The organism is Pseudomonas frederiksbergensis (assembly GCF_000802155.2).
GTDB lineage: Bacteria > Pseudomonadota > Gammaproteobacteria > Pseudomonadales > Pseudomonadaceae > Aquipseudomonas > Aquipseudomonas frederiksbergensis_A.
This window is the reverse complement of record NZ_JQGJ02000010.1, coordinates 44763-65420: the sequence shown is the minus strand read 5'-3', so window position 1 is coordinate 65420 and position 20658 is coordinate 44763. Positions and strand designations below refer to the sequence as shown.

Sequence of the window (20658 nt, the reverse complement as noted above, 5' to 3'; positions counted from 1 at the left end):
TTCAGCGGCCACGGTTGGTAAAGCTGTGCAGCGCCCTTTCGATGCATTGCACGGTTTTGCCGAAAGCCTGCACGGTCACGTCCGAAAACGGCCCGCCGCCCTGGTCCGCAACCACCAGCATGATCACCCGTCCATTGCAGGTCAGCGAGCGCAACAGCAAGTGCTCGCCCCGGAACAGGGCGCGCAGGCCCGGCGGCAGCAAGGCAGAAAACTGCGCGTTGTTCTCGGGATTCAGGCGTACCTGGGCCTGTTGGCCCAGTAGTCGCTGCAGGACCTTGCTCTGGCTGATTGAGAAGCTCATCGCCGCTGCTTCCTTGGGCAGGCCGGCGGTCTGGTGCACGCGCACGCTGGTCTGGCTGCGATCGGCCATCAAAATCATCACCCGGCGCATGCCGCACGCCGCCAGGGCGTTGCGCGCTGAAGTGGTCAGGTGCATGGCATTGCTGAAGGGGCTCGGTTCCACCAGCAGCTCGGCGCATTGCTTGCGCCATTGGGACAGGTCCTGGGCACTGGGTGGGGCGGCTGGCAACAAGCCGGGGTGCACGCGGCGGCTGCCTGAGGGCCAGATCAATGCCACGGCGGGGTGCCACAGGTCTGGCATGGCATGCTGGCGGGCACTGTTGGCGGCTTGCTGGTGCAACTGTTGCTGAAGCTCGTCCATCGGCATTTGCAGATACAGGCTGGTGAGATATTGCCAGCGGGCGAGGTGGGGGCTGTCCCACGCCTGGTGCGCCGCAAGTGCCAAGCCGTTGGCCAGCAACACGGTGTTGGCCGGCTGATTGAGCCAGCGTCGCAGCGTCGGGTCGTCATCCAGGCGGTTTTGCTGGCGCAGCGGATGTTCGCTGTCGCGGGCAATGCGCAGTACTTTGACCAGTTCGCGGCGTTCATTGAGCAACAGGCGATAACCCTGTGCCACCCAGTTCGGAAGGCGCCATGCCTCCACCAGGGCGAGGCAGATTTTCAGCAGGCTGACGCCGAACAGTTCGCGCTCGACCTGTCTGGCGGGCTGGCCTTTATGGACGACCCGCAACTCCCATTCCCCCAACAAGCGAGGGTGAGTCAAGGCCAACGGCCAGAGCGGCGAGAGAAACAACAGGCTGCCCCAATGGATGTCCTGCCACAGCCGCGCCAGGCGGCTGGCGAAAAAGCCATTGGCCTGTTGTGTGGCGTGCTGGCTGATCAGTTGCACCTGGCGCAGGGCAACTGGTATCTGGTGCTCCGGCAGCGAGGGCAGGCGCGCGAGCAGCTCTTCGGTGCGCTTGAGGCCAAGGCGGTTTATCGCCACTTCGAGATTTTCCGCCGGCTCCGCAAGGGTGCCGTGGGTGTGATGATTGGCTTCGCGGATGACGCTCAGGGCCAGCGCCGGGCTGTCTTGCATCAACTCGGCAATATCGCGCAACGAGCGGCGGCTGTCGGCAATGGCCTTGCACACCAGGTCATGGCTGGCCTGGGGAACCGGCAGGTGGACGCCTTCGAGCAGCTTTACCCAGCCTTCGAGCGTGGTCGGTCTTGGAGTCGGAACGTTCGTTTCGTTAGCCATGGTTGGACGCGATCTTCGCATGGGGTATCTACGCCCGGAGCGGGGCAAAATTGGCTTTTCGCCGGAACTGGCTATAGTCTGGCGCAGTTTTGCCGATAAGTAGAAGAAGAGATTTTTCAGCTTCCGAATATGACCTTGAACCCGACTTAAATAAGTACTTTCTATCTATGGCTAAAATTATCGGCATCATTGTCGTGTTCGCGAGCGTGCTCGGCGGATACGTGCTTTCCCATGGCAAGATCGCTGCGTTGGTCCAGCCTTTCGAGGTGTTGATCATCGGCGGTGCCGCCCTCGGCGCATTCCTCCAGGCAAACCCTGGCTACACGACGATGCATGTGCTCAAGAAATCCTTGAGCATGTTCGGCTCGCGCTTTACCCACACCTTCTATCTCGAGGTGTTGGGGCTGGTCTACGAGATCCTCAACAAGAGCCGTCGCGAAGGCATGATGGCGATCGAGGGCGATATCGAAGACGCCGCCGCCAGCCCGATCTTCGCCAAGTACCCGTCGGTGCTGAAAGACGAGCGCATGACCGCGTTCATCTGCGACTACCTGCGCATCATGTCGTCCGGCAACATGGCCCCCCATGAGCTGGAAGGTTTGTTCGACATGGAGCTGTACAGCCTCAAGGAGGAGCTGGAGCACCCCTCCCACGCGGTCAACGGCATTGCCGACGGCATGCCCGGCTTCGGTATCGTTGCGGCGGTATTGGGTATCGTGGTGACCATGGCGTCCCTGGGCTCAGGCGACCAGGCCTCCATCGGCATGCACGTAGGTGCGGCGCTGGTGGGTACCTTCTTCGGTATCTTGGCAGCGTATGGCTTCTTCGGCCCGCTGGCCCACTCCCTGGCCCATGACGCCAAGGAAGAACTCAACGTCTACGAAGCCATCAAGGCTTCCCTGGTGGCCTCGGCCTCGGGCATGCCGCCGTCGCTGGCGGTGGAGTTCGGTCGCAAGGTCCTGTACCCGAAGCACCGTCCAAGCTTTGCCGAGCTGGAACAAGCGGTTCGCGGTCGTTAAGTTATGGAAAATAACCAGCCGATCATCGTAAAGCGCGTCAAGCGCATTGCCGGCGGGCACCATGGCGGCGCCTGGAAAATCGCCTTCGCCGACTTTGCCACGGCGATGATGGCGTTCTTTCTGGTGCTGTGGCTGCTCTCCACGGCCACGCCGGAACAGAAAATCGCGATCGCCGGTTACTTCAAGGACCCGGTCGGTTTTTCCGAGAGCGGCACGCCGTACATCATCGACCTGGGCGGTTCGCCCGTCCTGGCGCCGGAGAACACCCTCAACCCCGAGGTCAAGTCCCAGCCCCAACCCGACAAGGCGACCGTCGACGCCAATGAGGCCGAGGGCATGGCCGAGCAGGTCGAGCGCGAGCGCCTGGAATTGCTCCTGCAAGAGTTGCAGAACAAGGTCGAAGAGAACCCCGAGCTGCAGAAGTTCAAGGACCAGATCCTGTTCGAGATCACGCCGAACGGCCTGCGCATCCAGATCATGGATGCCGATAACCGTCCGATGTTCGACTCTGGCAGCGCACGGCTCAAACCGTATTTCGAAGATATCCTGCTGGCCATGGCCGACACCATCAAGGCGGTGCCGAACAAGATCAGTATCAGCGGTCACACCGATGCCAAGCCTTACGTGGGCAAAGGCGATTTCGGTAACTGGGAATTGTCGGCCAACCGCGCCAACGCGGCACGTCGTGCCCTGGTGGCGGGCAGCTATCCGGATGAGCAAGTGGCGCGAGTGGTCGGCTACGCTTCTTCGGCACTGTTCGATCGCAAGGATCCGTTCAATCCGGTCAACCGGCGTATCGATATCGTGGTGTTGACCAGAAAGGCCCAGAAAGCCATCGAAGGTTCGCAAACCGACGATCCGGCGCCCGACCCGGCCCAGGGCGAGGCTGCGCCGGGTGAAGTGCCGGTGCCATCGGCCACGCCAGGCGCGGCGGTCGATCCGAACGCCTTGCCGGCGGACCAGCAACCCGTTCCGGCCCACGAATTGCGCGAGCGCTTGAACCTGTTCGACGACGCCGCGCCGAAACCGGCCGAACCGCCGGCGCAGTGATCTGACTGGCGAGAGCAAACCTGTGGCGAGGGGATAAATCCCCTCGCCACTATTGTGTCCGGCTCACATTCCGGGTCAGTAAGTGCTTTCCGGCAGGCTGGCGATGATCGAGCGGTAGCTGTTCATCCTTTGCTGGTGCACACGACCTTCTTCCAAGGCCTTGAGCAAGGCGCACCCGGGCTCGCGATCATGCTTGCAGTCGCGGAAGCGGCAGGTGCCGATCAGCTCGTTGAACTCGATAAACCCCGCTTCGACATCGGCCCGGCTGACGTGACCCAGGCCGAATTCGCGGATGCCCGGCGAGTCGATCAGTTCGCCGCCACCAGGAAAGTGGAACAGCCGTGCGGTGGTGGTGGTGTGGGTGCCCTGGCCGGACAGCTCGGACAAAGGCCCGACGCGGGTCTCGACCTCCGGCAGCAGGCTGTTGACCAGCGAAGACTTGCCAACCCCGGACTGACCGACGAACACGCTGATGCGCCCGTCCAGTTGCCGCTGCAATTGCTCCATGCCGTTGCCGTGATGGGCCGAGACTTCCAGCACCGGGTAACCCAGGTCTCGATAGACCGACAGCAGGGCATTCAGCGCCGGGGCGTTGTGCTCGTCGATCAGATCGAATTTGTTGAGTAGCAGCAACGGCCGGATGCCTGCGTGTTCGGCCGCCACCAGGTAGCGATCGATCAGGTTGGCGTGAGGCTCGGGCAACGGGGCGAACACGATGACGATCATGTCGACGTTGGCGGCCACGGGCTTGAGCTGGCCTCGGCTGTCCGGACGGCACAGCTCGGTGTGCCGTGGCAATTGCGCGACGATCACGCCGATGCCCTGGTTGCCGGCACGCCAGACCACTTGGTCGCCCGTCACCAGCGCCGGCAGGTTGGCGCGCAAGTGGCAGCGGAATACCTGGCCGGCCAGTTCGCCTTCCTGGGCCTCGACTTCGACCTGCACGCCAAAGTGAGCGATCACCAGGCCGGTCTGTTCAGGACCCAGGTCGCCCCCCTCCAGGGCTTCGACAGCACTGGATTCGCGTTTGGCGGCGCGGGCGGCGCGCTCGCCCTGGATCTTTTCGATGCGCCAGTTTTGACGACGATTGAGTTGGCGTTTGGCCATGGGTGTTCCGTATGAAGAAATACAGCGAATAGGGTAAAACGGCGGCGAGTTTAGCACGCCCAAGGGGCTGCCTAAGCTAAACTGCGTGGCTACGCCGAGGAGCTTCCCTATGCAAAACCCGCAGAACCTGATCTGGATCGACCTGGAAATGACCGGTCTGAACCCGGATACCGACGTCATCATCGAAATGGCCACCATCGTCACCGACAGCGACCTCAACACCTTGGCCGAAGGCCCGGTGATCGCGATCCACCACAGTGACGAGATACTGGCCGGCATGGACGAGTGGAACACCCGCCAGCATGGCGGCTCGGGCCTGACCCAACGGGTGCGCGAGAGCACGATCAGCATGGCCGAGGCTGAAGCCCAGACCATCGCTTTCCTTGAGCAATGGGTGCCGAGGGGCAAGTCGCCGATCTGCGGCAACAGCATCTGCCAGGACCGTCGCTTCCTGTACACCCACATGAAATCCCTGGAAAGCTACTTCCACTACCGCAACCTGGATGTCTCGACCCTCAAGGAGCTGGCGGCCCGCTGGGCCCCTGAAGTTCGCGACAGTTTCCAGAAAGGCAGCACGCACCTGGCCCTGGACGACATCCGCGAGTCCATTGCCGAGCTGCAGCACTACCGCAAGCACTTCATCAAGTTCTGATCGAAAGCGCTTCTGTGGCGAGGGAGCTTGCCCCCGCTCGGCGGCGCAGCCGTCGCAAACCGGACAACTCGGTCTGCCCCCGAGACTGTTGGGGCCTGCTTCGCAGGCCAGCGGGAGCAAGCTCCCTCGCCACGGGGCGGTACCCAAGCAGAAGACGGGCCCTTGCCCTCTTTTGGTGCCCGCCCAAACTGGCTAGACTGCGCGCCTTCCCGCAAGGACCGCCACCATGTTGCTGATGCTGTATCTGATCGCCATTACCGCCGAAGCCATGACCGGCGCGCTGTCTGCCGGGCGGCGCGGCATGGATTGGTTCGGCGTGGTGCTCATCGCCTGCGTCACGGCGCTGGGCGGCGGCTCGGTGCGGGACGTGCTGCTCGGCCATTACCCGCTCACGTGGGTCAAGCATCCCGAATATCTGGTGCTGACGACTGCGGCAGCCATGCTGACGGTATTCCTGGCGCGCTGGATGCGTCATCTGCGTTCGTTGTTCCTGGTGCTCGATGCCGTGGGCTTGGTGGCGTTCACGCTGATCGGCTGCATGACCGCGCTGGAAATGGGGCACGGCATGTTGGTGGCCTCGGTCAGCGGCGTGATTACCGGAGTGTTCGGCGGTATTCTGCGGGACATCTTCTGCAACGATATTCCATTGATCTTCCGTCGTGAGCTCTACGCCAGCGTCTCGTTCGCCGCAGCGTGGTGTTATCTGCTGTGTGTGTTCCTGCAACTGCCAAATGAACAGGCGATCCTCATCACCTTGTTCGGCGGTTTTCTGCTGCGACTCCTGGCAATCCGCTTTCACTGGGAAATGCCGAAGTTCGTCTACAACGACGAAGTCTGACGCTCGGCGTGCTGGCGCAGTGCCCACTCCACGTGTTCGCGCACCAGTTCCGACGGATAATCGCGCCGCGCCTCCAGCGCCTGCAGCACCGGAATCGTTGACGGCGCGTTGCCCAGGCCTACCGCGAGATTGCGTAGCCAGCGTTCATAACCGGCACGACGCAAGGGCGAGCCTTCGGTACTGCTGAGGAATTTTTCCTCGTCCCACATGAACAGCTCCGCCAGCCCGGCGTTGTCCAGGTTGTGTCGCGGCTTGAAGTCGCTTTCTCCCGACGGTCGGGCGAAGCGGTTCCATGGGCAGACGATCTGGCAGTCGTCGCAGCCGAACACCCGGTTGCCGATCAGTGGCCGCAATTCTTCGGGAATGGCGCTTTTCAGTTCGATGGTCAGGTAGGAAATGCAGCGGCGGGCGTCGAGCACGTAGGGCCCGACGAAGGCATTCGTCGGGCATATGTCCAGGCACGCGGTGCATTTTCCACAATGCTCGGTGCCGTGGGGTGGGTCTGTCGGCAACGGCAAGTCGACGAACAGCTCGCTCAGGAAGAAATAACTGCCGGCCTTGCGATTCAGCACCAAGGTGTTTTTGCCGATCCAGCCCAGGCCGGCCTGCTCGGCAATGGCTTTTTCCAGCACCGGCGCGCTGTCGACGAAGGCGCGATAGCCAAAGGGGCCAATGGCCGCCTGGATTTTTTCCGCCAGTTGCTGCACGCGTTTACGGATCAATTTGTGGTAATCGCGGCCCAATGCATAACGCGAAACGTAGGCTTGTTCCGGTTGGCCGAGCATGTGCGCCATTTGCGTGTCGCCTGGCAGGTAGTCCATGCGCAGGGACACCACCCTCAGCGTGCCCGGCACCAGTTCCTCCGGGTGCGAGCGCTTGCTGCCATGGGCGCCCATGTAGTCCATTTCGCCGTGGTAGCCAGCCTCCAGCCAACGTTGCAGGTGTTGTTCATGCTCGGCCAGGTCCAGCCCGCTGATGCCGACTTGCTGGAAACCCAGCTCGCGGCCCCATTCCTTGATGGATTGGGCGAGGGTGGCAAGGTCTGTGGAAATGGCAGGCATGAGGCAAGAGAAACCGGAGCTGAGATGCGTATAATTCTGCCAGACATCGGAGCCCGAAGACGCATGCCGCAGACTAAAGATGATTTTCCCGACGCGCTGTACAGTGCCGCGCAGGTCCGGGCCTTGGATGCACAACTGATCGCGGCAGGCACCAGCGGCTTCGAATTGATGCAGCGTGCCGCCCGCGCCACGTGGCGGGCAATCGTGCGTCGCTGGCCGCAGTGCACTGAATTGACCGTGCTGGCCGGTCATGGCAACAACGCTGGCGATGGCTACCTGGTCGCGGCCCTGGCCCGTCGTGCCGGTTGGTCGGTACGGGTCCTGGCCGTGGGCGAACCCCGGCGCCTGTTGGGTGACGCCGCCAACGCCCACGCAGAAGCCGTGGCCGTCGGTGTGCCGATAGAGCCTTGGTCAGACGACAGCGAATTGCGAGGAGTGCTGCTCGATGCGCTGCTCGGCACCGGGACGACTGGCGAAGTACGCGAGCCGTATGTAAGGGCCATCGATACGATCAATGTCAGCGGTTTACCGGTCGCGGCGGTGGATATACCGTCGGGACTGTGTGCGAACACCGGCCGAGTGCTCGGCACCGCCGTGGCGGCTGATTTGACCGTGACGTTCATCGGCTTGAAGCTGGGCTTGTTCACCGGCGATGCAGCGGATCGGGTGGGCGAATTGGTATTCAACGACTTGCATGCGGACCCTGACATCGTTGAGTCGGCGCCTGCCAGTGCCCGATTGCTCCTGCCTGATAATCTGCCGCGCCTGACGCCTCGCGCGCCCACGTCCCACAAAGGAAGGTTTGGCCACGTGCTGTTGATCGGCGGCGACCGGGGGTTCGGCGGCGCGATCCAGATGAGCGCCGAAAGCACGCTGCGCTGCGGCGCGGGGATGGTTTCGATGGCTACGCGCAGCGAGCACGTCGCCTCGGCGCTGGTCCGTTTGCCGGAGGTGATGGTGCAGGGCACTCGCTCGGCCAATCAACTGATGGGCTTGCTCAAGCAGGCCAGCGTCCTGGTGGTCGGGCCAGGCCTGGGCCAGGCTGCCTGGGGGCGTAGCCTGCTGTCGGCGGCAGCCAACGCTGCGCTGCCGCAGGTGTGGGATGCCGATGCCCTGAATCTGTTGAGCCTGGGCGTGGTCAGTCTGCCTGATCGTTGCGTCATCACTCCGCACCCGGGCGAGGCGGCGCGATTGCTGGGGATATCCACCGCCCAAGTGCAGGCCGACCGCCCGGCGGCGGCCCACGCCTTGAGCAAAAAATATACAGCCAGCGTAATTCTCAAGGGGGCCGGCAGTTTGATCGCCAGCCCCGACGGCCGTCTGGCGATTTGCGCCCAAGGTCACCCGGCCATGGCTACCGCCGGGCTTGGGGATGTGCTCGCCGGGGTGGTCGGCGCCTTGCTGGCCCAGGGGATGGAAACATTCGAAGCCGCATGCCTGGCTGTCTGGTTGCATGCCAGTGCGGGCGTTGAGTGCGGTCGCTCGGGGCGGGGATTGGCGGCGACCGATCTGATCCCGGCCATTCGTCAGTTATTGGAGGAGCATTCACCGTGTCTGAAGTAACCCTGTACGTGGCGGACGAACAAGCCATGACACAATTTGGCGCGCGCATCGCACAGATCACCGCAGGGCATGGCTTGATCTTTCTCGAGGGCGACCTCGGCGCGGGGAAAACTACCTTGTCCCGGGGCATCATTCGCGGCCTTGGGCACCTCGGCTCGGTCAAGAGTCCTACCTTTACCTTGGTCGAGCCTTACGAAATCGGCGACATCCGGGCGTTTCATTTTGATCTGTATCGACTGGTCGATCCCGAAGAGTTGGAATTCCTCGGTATCCGCGATTACTTCGAGGATGACGCCTTGTGCCTGATCGAGTGGCCCCAGAAAGGTGCAGGCTTTTTGCCAAAGCCCGACCTGACCATTACCATTGGCGCGCAGAACGGCGGGCGATCGCTGAAACTGACGCCGCAAGGCTCGCGTGGCGAGTCGTGGTGTGCCGCGTTGGCATTGGAAAACTAATTAGATGATGGGGTTTGGTATGCGCTTTCGCGCGGTGGTTGCTGTCGTAGGACTGTTGCTTACGGCACTGGCCGTCGATGCTGTGGCTGAGACAAAGGTCAACAGCGTTCGCCTGTGGCGGGCGCCGGACAATACCCGGCTGGTGTTCGATCTGACAGGCCCGGTGCAGCACAGCGTATTTACCCTGACCGCCCCGGATCGCCTGGTGATCGACATCAATGGCGCGTCCCTGGGTGCGCCGTTGAACGTGCCCACCGCCAATACGCCCATCACCGCCATGCGTTCGGCCCAGCGGACGCCGACCGACCTGCGGGTGGTCATCGACCTGAAACAAGCGGTGACCCCGAAAAGCTTCACCCTGGCGCCCAACGCCCAGTACGGCAACCGACTGGTGGTGGATCTGTTCGATAACCCGGCCGACGCCGCGCCGACACCACCGCCGCCGACCAAAGTCGCCACGGTGCCGGCCGTGCCGGTCACGCCTACCGAACCTGCGATCAAGCTGCCACCGGCCCCTGCCGGCAAACGCGACATCATCGTGGTCATCGATGCCGGCCACGGTGGCGAAGACCCTGGTGCCTCGGGTTCGCGTGGGCAGCGTGAGAAAGATGTGGTGCTGGCCATCGCCCGCGAACTGCAACGCCAGGTCAATGGCATGAAAGGCTTTCGCGCTGAGCTGACCCGTACCGGCGATTATTTCATTCCTCTGCGCGGACGCACGGAAATCGCCCGCAAGAAAGGCGCGGACCTGTTCGTCTCGATCCATGCCGACGCCGCGCCGTCCAAGGCTGCGTTCGGCGCCTCGGTATTTGCCCTGTCCGATCGTGGCGCCACTTCCGAGACGGCGCGCTGGCTGGCCGACAGTGAAAACCGTTCCGACCTGATCGGCGGTGCCGGCAACGTCAGCCTCGACGACAAGGACCGGATGCTCGCCGGTGTGTTGCTGGATTTGTCGATGACTGCCTCGTTGACTTCCAGCCTGAACGTCGGCCAAAAAGTCCTGAGCAACATCGGTCGTATCACGCCACTGCACAAGCAGCGCGTCGAACAGGCCGGGTTCATGGTGCTCAAGTCGCCGGACATCCCGTCGATCCTGGTGGAAACCGGGTTCATCTCCAACGCCAACGAAGCCTCGAAATTGTCATCGTCGAGCCACCAGCAGGCCTTGGCTCGCTCCATCAGCAGTGGCGTGCGGCAATTCTTCCAGCAGAATCCACCGCCGGGCACCTACATCGCCTGGCTCCGGGATTCGGGCAAGATCGCCCAGGGGCCTCGGGACCACCGGGTCAACCCGGGGGAAACCCTGGCGATGATTGCCGTACGCTACCAGGTGTCGCCCGCGACGTTGCGCAGCGCCAACAATTTGCAGAGTGACGAACTGAAGATCGGACAGACCCTGACCATTCCCGGCAATGACGTGGCGGCCAAGCAATGAGCGACGACGTGATCGACAGCAGCGCCCGCATCGAACTGCTCAGCCCTCGGCTGGCCAACCAGATCGCCGCCGGCGAGGTGGTCGAGCGCCCGGCGTCGGTGATCAAGGAGTTGCTGGAAAACAGCCTCGACTCCGGTGCCAAGCGCATCGACGTCGATGTCGAGCAGGGCGGCGTCAAGCTGTTGCGGGTGCGTGACGACGGTCGCGGCATCCCCGCCGATGACTTGCCGCTGGCCCTGGCGCGTCACGCCACCAGCAAGATCCGCGATTTGGAAGACCTTGAGCGGGTCATGAGCCTGGGGTTTCGTGGCGAGGCGCTTGCGTCTATCAGTTCGGTGTCGCGCCTGACGCTCACGTCCCGTACCCGCAGCGCCGATCAGGCCTGGCAGGTGGAGACCGAAGGCCGCGACATGGCTTCGCACGTACAGCCCGCCGCCCATCCGGTGGGTACGTCGGTGGAAGTGCGCGATCTGTTCTTTAATACCCCGGCCCGCCGCAAGTTCCTCAAGGCCGAGAAAACCGAATTCGACCATCTGCAGGAAGTCATCAAGCGCCTGGCCCTGGCGCGTTTTGACGTGGCGTTTCACCTGCGGCACAACGGCAAGACCATCCTCAGTTTGCACGAGGCCAACGATGATGCGGCTCGTGCACGGCGTGTGGGGGCGGTGTGTGGCGCGGGTTTCCTGGAGCAGGCCTTGCCCATCGAGGTGGAGCGCAACGGTTTGCACCTGTGGGGCTGGGTCGGTTTGCCGACGTTTTCCCGCAGCCAGGCGGACCTGCAATATTTTTACGTGAACGGCCGTGCGGTGCGCGACAAGCTGGTGGCCCACGCGGTGCGCCAGGCTTATCGCGATGTGCTGTTCAACGGTCGGCATCCGACCTTCGTGCTGTTTTTTGAAGTTGATCCGGCGGTGGTGGACGTCAACGTGCACCCGACCAAGCATGAGGTGCGCTTCCGTGACGGGCGCATGGTCCACGATTTCCTCTATGGCACCTTGCACCGCGCCCTGGGCGATGTGCGTCCCGAAGACCAGTTGGCGGCCCCGGCGGCTGTGGCCGGCATGGTCCGGCCTACCGGGCTGGAGGCTGGCGAATTCGGTCCCCAGGGCGAAATGCGCCTGGCGGCCCATGCGTTGCTGGAGCAACCTCAGCCCCAGCCGAGCTACAACACCGTCGCAAGCGGCGCTGGCAGTGGCTACCAGTATCAATACACCCCGCGTCCGCAATCGAACGTGCCGGCAGCCGAGGCCCAGGCGGCGTATCGCGAATTCTTCAAGCCTTTGCCTGAAACCGCTGCAACGGCGTTGCCCGACGGCCAGGGTGATATCCCGCCGCTGGGTTATGCCCTGGCGCAACTCAAAGGCATCTACATTCTTTCCGAAAACGCCCAGGGCCTGGTGCTGGTGGACATGCATGCCGCCCACGAGCGGATCATGTATGAGCGATTGAAAATCGCCATGGCCAGCGAAGGCTTGAGCGGCCAACCGCTGCTGGTCCCCGAATCCCTGGCCGTCAGCCAGCGCGAAGCCGATTGCGCCGAAGAGCACATGAGCTGGTTCCAGCGCCTGGGCTTCGAGCTGCAGCGCCTGGGCCCGGAAACCCTGGCGATTCGGCAGATCCCGGCGTTGTTGAAGCAGGCCGAGGCCAATCGCCTAGTCAGCGATGTGCTGGCGGACTTGATGGAATATGGCACCAGCGACCGGATCCAGGCGCACTTGAATGAATTGCTCGGCACCATGGCCTGCCATGGCGCGATCCGTGCCAACCGACGCCTGGCCCTGCCGGAAATGAACGGCCTGCTGCGGGACATGGAAAACACCGAGCGCAGCGGTCAATGCAACCATGGCCGGCCGACCTGGACCCAACTGGGCCTGGACGACCTGGACAAACTGTTCCTGCGCGGTCGTTGATGAACCCGTTGCCACCTGCGATTTTCCTCATGGGGCCGACGGCCGCCGGCAAGACCGACCTGGCCATCGAACTGACCAAGGTCCTGCCCTGCGAGTTGATCAGCGTTGACTCGGCACTGGTCTACCGGGGCATGGACATCGGCACCGCCAAGCCGTCGAAAGCCCTGCTGGCCGAATTTCCCCATCGCCTGATCGATATCCTGGACCCGGCCGAAGCCTATTCGGCGGCTGATTTCCGGCGCGATGCGCTCCAGGCCATGGCCGAGATCACCGCGCGCGGCAAGATTCCGCTCTTGGTGGGCGGTACCATGCTGTATTACAAGGCCTTGGTGGACGGCTTGGCGGACATGCCGGCGGCCGACCCCGAGGTGCGTGCGCAGATCGAAGAAGAGGCTGCACGCCTTGGCTGGCAAGCGCTTCACGAGCAATTGGCGGTGGTCGATCCCGTGTCGGCGGCGCGCATTCACCCCAACGACCCGCAGCGGCTCAGCCGCGCCCTGGAGGTTTACCGGGTCAGCGGCCAGAGCATGACGACCCTGCGGCAGCGACAATCTGCGCAAAGTACTGAAGCAGCCGCTTCGGGACTGCAACAATTGCCCTATACTGTCGCGAATCTGGCCATCGCTCCGGCGAACCGGCAAGTGCTGCATCGGCGAATTGAACAAAGATTCACATTAATGTTGGAACAGGGATTCATAGACGAGGTCGTAGCCCTGCGTGAGCGAAGTGACCTGCATGCCGGGTTGCCGTCTATACGTGCGGTGGGTTATCGACAAGTCTGGGACTACCTGGACGGCAAGCTGACGTCAGCCGAGATGCGCGAGCGTGGAATCATTGCCACGCGCCAATTGGCGAAACGCCAGTTCACCTGGCTGCGCAGCTGGACTGACTTGCATTGGCTTGACAGCCTTGATTGCGACAATCTGCCACGCGCCTTGAAATACCTCGGGACCATCTCCATATTGAGCTGAGTCCTTGCAATTGCCGTCTATCCTTGGGGGTGTGACGGCCCAAGCCATCTGAATTCCGATTTTTATAATTGATCCTTAAAGGAGTGCGGCACATGTCAAAAGGGCATTCGCTACAAGACCCTTACTTGAACACTTTACGTAAAGAGAAAGTTGGGGTGTCCATCTATCTGGTCAACGGGATCAAACTGCAAGGCACGATCGAGTCTTTCGACCAGTTCGTCATCCTGCTGAAGAACACCGTCAGCCAAATGGTCTACAAACACGCTATCTCGACAGTGGTGCCTGTTCGTCCAATTCGTCTGCCTAGCGCAACCGAATCCGAAGGCGGTGACGCTGAGCCGGGTAACGCTTGATAGGAGCCTCCTTTGTTCTTTGAGCGCCACGGTGGTGGTGAGCGGACTATTCTCGTTCACTTGGAAGGACAGGACCCTGAGGCGCGCGAAGATCCGCAGGAGTTTCAGGAATTGGCAATTTCGGCCGGCGCCGAGACCGTCGCGTTTTTCAACGTGCCGCGTCATCGGCCAACCGCCAAGTTCCTGATCGGCAGTGGCAAGGTCGAGGAGTTGCGCGACCTGGTCAAGGTCGAGCACATCGATCTGGTGATTTTCAATCACATCCTTACGCCCAGTCAGGAACGCAACCTCGAACGTGTCTTCGAGTGTCGCGTGATCGACCGCACCGGGCTGATTCTCGACATCTTCGCCCAGCGCGCGCGGACTCATGAAGGCAAGCTCCAGGTCGAACTGGCCCAGCTTGAGCACATGAGCACGCGACTGGTCCGCGGCTGGACTCACCTCGAGCGCCAGAAAGGCGGTATCGGCCTGCGCGGCCCGGGTGAAACCCAGCTGGAAACCGACCGGCGCCTGCTGCGGGTTCGCCTGCGCCAGATCAAGGGGCGGCTGGAGAAGGTTCGCAGCCAGCGCGAGCAGTCGCGACGAGGCCGCAAGCGGGCCGACATCCCGACGGTTTCACTGGTGGGTTATACCAACGCGGGCAAATCGACCCTGTTCAACAACGTCACCCAGTCCGACGTCTATGCCGCCGACCAGTTGTTCGCCACGCTCGACCCGACCCTGCGCCGGCTCGACCTGAACGACCTCGGGCCGATCGTGCTGGCCGATACCGTGGGTTTCATCCGGCATTTGCCGCACAAGCTGGTCGAGGCTTTCCGAGCTACGCTCGAAGAGTCGAGCAACTCCGACCTGCTGCTGCATGTGATCGATGCCGCCGAACCGGATCGGATGCTGCAGATTGAACAGGTCATGGTGGTGCTGGGCGAGATCGGGGCCCAGGACTTGCCGATCCTCGAGGTATACAACAAACTCGATTTGCTCGAAGGGGTCGAGCCGCAGATCCAGCGCGATGCCGATGGCAAGCCGCAACGGGTCTGGCTGTCGGCCCGTGATGGCAGCGGCCTGGACCTGCTCAAGCAGGCGGTGGCGGAGCTGCTGGGGGATGACTTGTTCGTCGGCACCTTGAAGCTGCCGCAGCGTTTTGCCCGGTTGCGTGCGCAGTTTTTCGAGTTGGGGGCGGTACAGAAAGAAGAACACGACGAAGAAGGCATCTGCCTGCTGGCCGTTCGCCTGCCTCGATCGGAACTGAACCGATTGGTCAGTCGCGAAGGGCTGCAACCGATGGAATTCATCGAGCAACACACTTTGCAATAAAAGCCTGAGAAAGCTGTGTCAGGCATTCTGTAGCATTGGCCGGCGCGCCGTGGGTGCGTCTTTGCTTTATCAGATGGAGAGCGCTATGGCTTGGAATGAGCCGGGTGGCAACTCGAATAACCAGGATCCCTGGGGCGGCAAGCGTCGTAACAACGGCGACCGCAAGGGACCACCGGATCTCGACGAGGCCTTCCGCAAGCTGCAGGAAAGCCTGAACGGTTTGTTCGGTGGTGGTAAGAAACGCGGTGACGATGGCGGCAGCCGTCCGGGCAAGGGCGGCGGTTTTGGCCTGCTCGGCATCGGTCTTGTCGTGCTCGCGGCTGTCTGGCTGTACAGCGCGGTTTATGTCGTGGACGAGCAGGAGCAGGCCGTGGTGCTGCGCTTCGGCAAGTACTACGAAACCGTCGGCCCGGGCCTGAACATCTATTTCCCGCCGATCGACCAGAAGTACATGGAGAACGTCACGCGTGAGCGTGCCTACACCAAGCAGGGCCAGATGCTGACCGAAGACGAGAACATCGTCGAAGTGCCGCTGACCGTGCAGTACAAGATCACCAACCTGCAGGACTTCGTGCTGAACGTCGATCAGCCGGAAATCAGCCTGCAACATGCGACTGAAAGTGCGCTGCGCCATGTGGTGGGCTCCACCGCCATGGACCAGGTGCTGACTGAAGGTCGTGAGCTGATGGCCAGCGAAATCAAGGAGCGCCTGCAACGGTTCCTCGATACCTATCGCACCGGTATCACCGTCACCCAGGTCAACGTCCAGAGCGCAGCGGCACCGCGCGAAGTACAGGAAGCCTTTGACGACGTGATCCGCGCCCGTGAAGACGAGCAGCGCTCGCGCAACCAGGCCGAAACCTACGCCAACGGCGTCGTGCCGGAAGCCCGTGGCCAGGCCCAGCGCATCATCGAGGATGCCAACGGCTACCGCGACGAAGTGGTTTCCCGTGCCAAGGGTGAGGCCGATCGCTTCACCAAGCTGGTCGCCGAGTATCGCAAGGCCCCTGAAGTGACCCGCCAGCGTCTGTACCTGGACACCATGCAGGAAGTCTTCAGCAACACCAGCAAGGTCCTCGTGACCGGGAACAAGAACGGCCAGAGCAATCTGCTGTACCTGCCCCTGGACAAGATGGTCGAAAGTGGTCGTAACACCGGCACGCCGCCAACCGGCGCGGCGGCGGCGGCCAGCAATGAAGCCAACGCCCGCGCGGCGGCGGACCTGCAGCAACAGCAAGCACGTACCAGGGAGAGTCGCTGATGAGCAATAAATCGCTGATCGCCCTTATTGTCGGTGTCGTCGTGGCGATCGCTGCCTGGAACTGTTTCTACATCGTGGCTCAGACCGAGCGCGCGGTGTTGCTGCAATTCGGTCGCGTGGTCCAGCCCGATGTCCAACCAGGGCTGCATGTGAAGGTGCCGTACGTTAACAAGGTGCGCAAGTTCGATGCCCGCCTGATGACGCTGGACGCACCGACGCAGCGCTTCCTGACGCTGGAAAAGAAAGCCGTGATGGTCGATGCCTACGCCAAGTGGCGCGTCAAGGATGCCGAGCGCTTCTACACCGCGACTTCCGGCCTCAAGCAGATCGCCGACGAGCGTCTGTCCCGTCGCCTGGAGTCGGGCCTGCGTGACCAGTTCGGTAAACGTACCCTGCATGAAGTGGTCTCCGGTGAGCGTGATGCGCTCATGGCCGATATCACTCGTTCGCTGAACGCGATGGCGGAAAAAGAGCTGGGTATCGAAGTGGTCGATGTCCGGGTCAAGGCCATCGACCTGCCGAAGGAAGTGAACCGCAGCGTGTTCGAGCGCATGAGCACCGAGCGTGAGCGTGAAGCTCGCGAGCACCGCGCCAAGGGTAACGAGCTGGCCGAAGGCATCCGTGCCGACGCCGATCGTCAACGCCGTGTGCTGCTGGCCGAGGCCTATCGTGAGTCGGAAGAGGTCCGCGGTGATGGTGATGCCCAGGCCGCTGCGATCTACGCCAAGGCCTACGGTCAGGATCAGGAGTTCTACGCGTTCTACCGTAGCCTGCGTGCCTACCGTGAAAGTTTCGCGAACAAATCCGACGTCCTGGTCCTCGACCCAAGCAGCGACTTTTTCCACTACCTGGAAAAGGCCAAGCCTTGATACATCGTTGACCTGAAGCACTCCGCCCGGCGGCTAAAACGTCGGGCGGGGTGATCCTTTGGGAAAACGTGTGTATGATGCGGCAGCCGGGAAATTCCCGGCTTTTTTGCGTCTGCACGTTCGATTGTGGTTCATGCGTGCAGGCATCGGGTCGAACGGCCCGACAGGTTTTTCGAGGAAAGTGCTTGGCGAGGCCGATCCAGGGCCATTCGTCACGTCGCCCTTGCGCGTTGTTTGCGGTTTTTCGCATGACGCGGGCATTTTCTGCTTCACTCAAGGCCAGCCCGAAAGCTGGCCGCCCGGACCATAGGGGAATGGCGTAATGGCAACGGTAGACCGCTGGCTGCTGCCAGATGGCATCGAAGAAGTACTGCCACCGGAAGCCGCGCGTATCGAAGTAGCGCGTCGGCAGGTGTTGGATCTGTTCCAGAGCTGGGGTTACGAGTTCGTCGTTACCCCGCATATCGAGTACCTGGAATCCCTGCTGACCGGCGCGGGCCAGGACCTGGATCTTCGCACCTTCAAGGTTATCGACCCGCAATCGGGGCGGCAGATGGGCTTCCGGGCCGACATCACCCCTCAAGTGGCGCGCATCGATGCCCACACTCTGCGTCGCGAAGGCCCGAGCCGCCTGTGCTACGCCGGCAGTGTCCTGCATGCCCAGCCGCGTGCCTTGTCGTCTTCGCGCAGCCCGATCCAGCTGGGTGCCGAGCTGTATGGCGACGCCAGCCCAAGCAGCGATGTGGAAGTCATCAGCCTGATGTTGGCCATGCTGCAACTGGCTGACGTGCCGGATGTCCACATGGACCTGGGCCATGTCGGTATCTATCGCGGCCTGGCCCGTGCGGCCGGCCTGTCTGGCGAAGTCGAGCAGCGGTTGTTCGACGCGTTGCAGCGCAAGGCGATCGATGAAGTCATCAGCCTGACCGAAGATTTGCCGAGTGACCTGTCCGGCATGCTGCGGGCATTGGTGGACCTTTGCGGCGGCCGTGAAGTGCTGGATGCTGCGCGCGAGCGCCTGGCCGGTGCGCCGGCTCCGGTGTTGGCGGCGCTGGAGGACCTGTTGGCGATTGCCGAGCGTCTGTCGGTGCGTTTCCCGGAGTTGCCGCTGTATTTCGACCTGGGTGAGCTGCGCGGTTATCACTATCACACCGGCGTGGTGTTCGCGGTGTTTGTCCCGGGTGTTGGCCAGTCCATCGCCCAGGGTGGACGCTACGACGACATCGGCGCCGATTTTGGCCGCGCGCGTCCGGCGACCGGCTTCTCTACCGATTTGAAAACCCTGGTGACCCTGGGGCGTGCTGAAATCGAGCTACCGTCTGGCGGTATCTGGATGCCTGACAGTACGGATGCGGCACTCTGGCAGGCAGTCTGTCAGTTGCGCAGTGAGGGTCAGCGTGTCGTCCAGGCGTTGCCTGGGCAACCTTTGGCCGCCGCCCGTGAAGCGGACTGCGACCGGCAATTGATTCAGCAGAACGGGCTTTGGCAAGTATTGCCGCTGGCTTCTTGAGTTTTCCTGCCGGCCTGGAGCCGGCACCAAGTTTGCGCGAATGAGGACAAGTGTTATGGGTAAGAATGTCGTAGTCCTGGGCACCCAGTGGGGTGATGAGGGCAAAGGCAAGATCGTTGATCTGCTGACCGAACATGCTGCCGCCGTAGTGCGCTACCAGGGTGGCCACAACGCAGGCCACACCTTGGTGATCGACGGTGAGAAAACCGTCCTGCACCTGATTCCGTCGGGCGTGCTGCGCGAAGGCGTCCAATGCCTGATCGGCAACGGTGTGGTGGTTGCCCCCGACGCCCTGCTGCGGGAAATCATCAAGCTGGAAGAGAAAGGCGTGCCGGTGCGCGAGCGCCTGCGTATCAGCCCGTCCTGCCCGCTGATCCTGTCCTATCACGTGGCGCTGGACCAGGCCCGTGAAAAGGCCCGTGGCGAGCTGAAGATCGGCACTACCGGTCGCGGCATCGGCCCGGCCTACGAAGACAAAGTAGCCCGTCGTGGCCTGCGCATCGGTGACCTGTTCCACCGTGAGCGTTTCGCCGCCAAGCTGGGCGAGTTGCTGGATTACCACAACTTTGTCCTGGTCAATTACTACAAAGAGCCGGCCATCGACTTCCAGAAGACCCTGGACGAGTGCATGGAATACGCCGAGCTGCTCAAGCCGATGATGCTCGACGTCACTGCCGAGCTGCACGAGCTGCGTCGCGCCGGCAAGGACATCATGTTCGAAGGCGCCCAGGGTTCGCTGCTGGACATCGACCACGGCACCTACCCGTACGTCACCAGTTCCAACACCACTGCCGGCGGCATCGCCACCGGTTCGGGTTTTGGCCCGATGTACCTGGACTACATCCTGGGTATCACCAAGGCCTACACCACCCGCGTCGGTTCCGGTCCGTTCCCGACTGAGCTGTTCGACGACGTCGGGGCCTTCCTGGCCAAGCGCGGCCACGAGTTCGGCGCCACCACCGGCCGTGCCCGTCGTTGCGGCTGGTTCGATGCCGTCATCCTGCGTCGCGCCATCGACGTCAACAGTATCTCGGGCCTGTGCCTGACCAAACTGGACGTACTGGACGGCCTGGAAACCATCAATATCTGCGTCGGCTACAAGAACCAAGACGGCGCAGTCATCGACGCACCGACCGACGCCGACAGCTACATCGGCCTGGAGCCGGTGTACGAGCAGATGCCGGGCTGGACCGAATCGACCGTGGGCGCCAAGACCCTGGAAGAGCTGCCAGTGGCCGCGCGCAACTACATCAAGCGCGTCGAAGAGTTGGTCGGTGCACCGATCGACATTATTTCGACGGGGCCGGACCGCAACGAAACCATCGTCCTGCGTCATCCGTTTGGCTGATAAGTCATTGATGTAACAAACAAAGGGCTCCTTAGGGAGCCCTTTGTCGTTTCTCCCTGGCGGACGGCATGACACTTGCTACGCATCTGCATTAAGGCACCGCTTCTCCGAGTGCCATCAAATTAATGGCGTTTGGTAGAGGGATTTCACGTGTCGGCCGTTCTCTCACTGTTACAAAGCCGTTTGTTGCGGCCTGTGTTCGTTACTCTCGGTATCGCCCTTTTGGTGCAGGTACTGGTCGCCGTTGCGCTGACCCGAAGCACGGTCACGGCGCTGGAGTCCGACCTGGGCTCGCGCCTGGGCGCCGACAGCCAGAAGTTGGCCGGTGAGTTGGAGCAGGCTGGTCGCGAAGTCACCTCCAGCCTTGACAGCTTGTCCGCCAGTACCCGCCAGCGCTTGACC

At 62.3% G+C, this 20658-nt stretch carries 18 protein-coding genes; 15 read left to right on the top strand and 3 right to left on the bottom strand.

Annotated elements, in window-relative coordinates; all coding sequences use genetic code 11:
* Position 1 precedes the first annotated feature (1 nt).
* The gene (locus tag JZ00_RS18740; RefSeq protein ID WP_039592525.1) at positions 2 to 1540 is read right to left on the bottom strand and encodes an HDOD domain-containing protein; all 1539 of its coding nucleotides are present in this window, start codon (positions 1538 to 1540) and stop codon (positions 2 to 4) included.
* A gap of 167 nt (positions 1541 to 1707) precedes the next feature.
* Between JZ00_RS18740 and motA the strand changes: the two genes are divergently transcribed.
* Positions 1708 to 2559: a flagellar motor stator protein MotA gene (gene motA, locus JZ00_RS18735; protein WP_039592526.1), complete on the top strand. Its 852-nt coding sequence runs from the start codon at positions 1708 to 1710 to the stop codon at positions 2557 to 2559.
* Between the two features lie 3 nt (positions 2560 to 2562).
* On the top strand, positions 2563 to 3609 hold the full coding sequence (gene motB, locus JZ00_RS18730; RefSeq protein ID WP_039592527.1) for a flagellar motor protein MotB: 1047 nt from the start codon (positions 2563 to 2565) through the stop codon (positions 3607 to 3609).
* Between the two features lie 75 nt (positions 3610 to 3684).
* Here the strand turns inward: motB and rsgA are convergent, their stop codons facing one another.
* Entirely contained in the window at positions 3685 to 4716 is a 1032-nt protein-coding gene (gene rsgA / locus JZ00_RS18725) for a small ribosomal subunit biogenesis GTPase RsgA (RefSeq protein WP_039592528.1), read from the bottom strand.
* 109 nt (positions 4717 to 4825) lie between these two features.
* Between rsgA and orn the strand changes: the two genes are divergently transcribed.
* Together orn and JZ00_RS18715 are read left to right on the top strand one after the other, a co-directional pair.
* Entirely contained in the window at positions 4826 to 5368 is a 543-nt protein-coding gene (orn, locus tag JZ00_RS18720; protein WP_039592529.1) for an oligoribonuclease, read from the top strand.
* 226 nt (positions 5369 to 5594) lie between these two features.
* The gene (locus JZ00_RS18715; RefSeq protein WP_030140169.1) at positions 5595 to 6206 is read left to right on the top strand and encodes a trimeric intracellular cation channel family protein; all 612 of its coding nucleotides are present in this window, start codon (positions 5595 to 5597) and stop codon (positions 6204 to 6206) included.
* Here the strand turns inward: JZ00_RS18715 and queG are convergent.
* Positions 6188 to 7267 carry a tRNA epoxyqueuosine(34) reductase QueG gene (queG, locus tag JZ00_RS18710; protein WP_039592530.1) on the bottom strand — a complete coding sequence of 360 codons (1080 nt, stop codon included), beginning with the start codon at positions 7265 to 7267 and terminating at the stop codon, positions 6188 to 6190. The two genes, JZ00_RS18715 and queG, sit on opposite strands and share 19 nt — an antisense overlap.
* A 63-nt stretch (positions 7268 to 7330) precedes the next feature.
* On the opposite strand from queG, the gene JZ00_RS18705 reads away from it, so the two are divergent.
* From JZ00_RS18705 to JZ00_RS18655, 11 genes are all read left to right on the top strand, one after another.
* Entirely contained in the window at positions 7331 to 8830 is a 1500-nt protein-coding gene (locus JZ00_RS18705; protein ID WP_039592531.1) for an NAD(P)H-hydrate dehydratase, read from the top strand.
* A complete protein-coding gene (gene tsaE, locus JZ00_RS18700) occupies positions 8818 to 9285 on the top strand; it encodes a tRNA (adenosine(37)-N6)-threonylcarbamoyltransferase complex ATPase subunit type 1 TsaE (protein WP_039592532.1) in 468 nt (155 codons plus the stop codon). The genes JZ00_RS18705 and tsaE overlap by 13 nt, the downstream gene beginning before the upstream one ends.
* A 4-nt stretch (positions 9286 to 9289) precedes the next feature.
* Positions 9290 to 10720, top strand: a complete 1431-nt coding sequence (locus tag JZ00_RS18695) for an N-acetylmuramoyl-L-alanine amidase (protein ID WP_039592533.1) — start codon at positions 9290 to 9292, stop codon at positions 10718 to 10720.
* On the top strand, positions 10717 to 12630 hold the full coding sequence (mutL, locus tag JZ00_RS18690) for a DNA mismatch repair endonuclease MutL (RefSeq protein ID WP_039592534.1): 1914 nt from the start codon (positions 10717 to 10719) through the stop codon (positions 12628 to 12630). Before JZ00_RS18695 ends, mutL begins: the two co-directional genes overlap by 4 nt.
* Positions 12630 to 13601 (top strand): tRNA (adenosine(37)-N6)-dimethylallyltransferase MiaA, encoded by a 972-nt coding sequence (gene miaA, locus JZ00_RS18685; RefSeq protein ID WP_039592535.1) that lies wholly within the window; start codon positions 12630 to 12632, stop codon positions 13599 to 13601. The genes mutL and miaA overlap by 1 nt, the downstream gene beginning before the upstream one ends.
* A 92-nt stretch (positions 13602 to 13693) precedes the next feature.
* Positions 13694 to 13954 carry an RNA chaperone Hfq gene (gene hfq / locus JZ00_RS18680; protein ID WP_003186419.1) on the top strand — a complete coding sequence of 87 codons (261 nt, stop codon included), beginning with the start codon at positions 13694 to 13696 and terminating at the stop codon, positions 13952 to 13954.
* A gap of 12 nt (positions 13955 to 13966) precedes the next feature.
* On the top strand, positions 13967 to 15268 hold the full coding sequence (gene hflX, locus JZ00_RS18675; protein ID WP_039592536.1) for a ribosome rescue GTPase HflX: 1302 nt from the start codon (positions 13967 to 13969) through the stop codon (positions 15266 to 15268).
* Positions 15269 to 15353: 85 nt separating this feature from the next.
* Complete coding sequence (gene hflK, locus JZ00_RS18670; protein ID WP_039592537.1) at positions 15354 to 16529, top strand: FtsH protease activity modulator HflK; 1176 nt, start codon at positions 15354 to 15356, stop codon at positions 16527 to 16529.
* Entirely contained in the window at positions 16529 to 17398 is an 870-nt protein-coding gene (gene hflC / locus JZ00_RS18665) for a protease modulator HflC (RefSeq protein WP_039592538.1), read from the top strand. Before hflK ends, hflC begins: the two co-directional genes overlap by 1 nt.
* Positions 17399 to 17720: 322 nt before the next feature.
* Positions 17721 to 18908 carry an ATP phosphoribosyltransferase regulatory subunit gene (locus tag JZ00_RS18660; protein WP_039592539.1) on the top strand — a complete coding sequence of 396 codons (1188 nt, stop codon included), beginning with the start codon at positions 17721 to 17723 and terminating at the stop codon, positions 18906 to 18908.
* 55 nt (positions 18909 to 18963) lie between these two features.
* Entirely contained in the window at positions 18964 to 20256 is a 1293-nt protein-coding gene (locus tag JZ00_RS18655; RefSeq protein ID WP_039592540.1) for an adenylosuccinate synthase, read from the top strand.
* The last annotated feature ends 402 nt before the right edge of the window (positions 20257 to 20658 follow it).

Excerpts from the sequence above, each read along its gene's own strand:
- JZ00_RS18740 (WP_039592525.1), bottom strand. The coding sequence starts at position 1,540 with ATGGCTAACGAAACGAACGTTCCGACTCCAAGACCGACCACGCTCGAA.
- motA (WP_039592526.1), top strand. The coding sequence starts at position 1,708 with ATGGCTAAAATTATCGGCATCATTGTCGTGTTCGCGAGCGTGCTCGGC.
- motB (WP_039592527.1), top strand. The coding sequence starts at position 2,563 with ATGGAAAATAACCAGCCGATCATCGTAAAGCGCGTCAAGCGCATTGCC.
- rsgA (WP_039592528.1), bottom strand. The coding sequence starts at position 4,716 with ATGGCCAAACGCCAACTCAATCGTCGTCAAAACTGGCGCATCGAAAAG.
- orn (WP_039592529.1), top strand. The coding sequence starts at position 4,826 with ATGCAAAACCCGCAGAACCTGATCTGGATCGACCTGGAAATGACCGGT.
- JZ00_RS18715 (WP_030140169.1), top strand. The coding sequence starts at position 5,595 with ATGTTGCTGATGCTGTATCTGATCGCCATTACCGCCGAAGCCATGACC.
- queG (WP_039592530.1), bottom strand. The coding sequence starts at position 7,267 with ATGCCTGCCATTTCCACAGACCTTGCCACCCTCGCCCAATCCATCAAG.
- JZ00_RS18705 (WP_039592531.1), top strand. The coding sequence starts at position 7,331 with ATGCCGCAGACTAAAGATGATTTTCCCGACGCGCTGTACAGTGCCGCG.
- JZ00_RS18695 (WP_039592533.1), top strand. The coding sequence starts at position 9,290 with ATGATGGGGTTTGGTATGCGCTTTCGCGCGGTGGTTGCTGTCGTAGGA.
- mutL (WP_039592534.1), top strand. The coding sequence starts at position 10,717 with ATGAGCGACGACGTGATCGACAGCAGCGCCCGCATCGAACTGCTCAGC.
- miaA (WP_039592535.1), top strand. The coding sequence starts at position 12,630 with ATGAACCCGTTGCCACCTGCGATTTTCCTCATGGGGCCGACGGCCGCC.
- hfq (WP_003186419.1), top strand. The coding sequence starts at position 13,694 with ATGTCAAAAGGGCATTCGCTACAAGACCCTTACTTGAACACTTTACGT.
- hflK (WP_039592537.1), top strand. The coding sequence starts at position 15,354 with ATGGCTTGGAATGAGCCGGGTGGCAACTCGAATAACCAGGATCCCTGG.
- hflC (WP_039592538.1), top strand. The coding sequence starts at position 16,529 with ATGAGCAATAAATCGCTGATCGCCCTTATTGTCGGTGTCGTCGTGGCG.
- JZ00_RS18660 (WP_039592539.1), top strand. The coding sequence starts at position 17,721 with ATGGCAACGGTAGACCGCTGGCTGCTGCCAGATGGCATCGAAGAAGTA.
- JZ00_RS18655 (WP_039592540.1), top strand. The coding sequence starts at position 18,964 with ATGGGTAAGAATGTCGTAGTCCTGGGCACCCAGTGGGGTGATGAGGGC.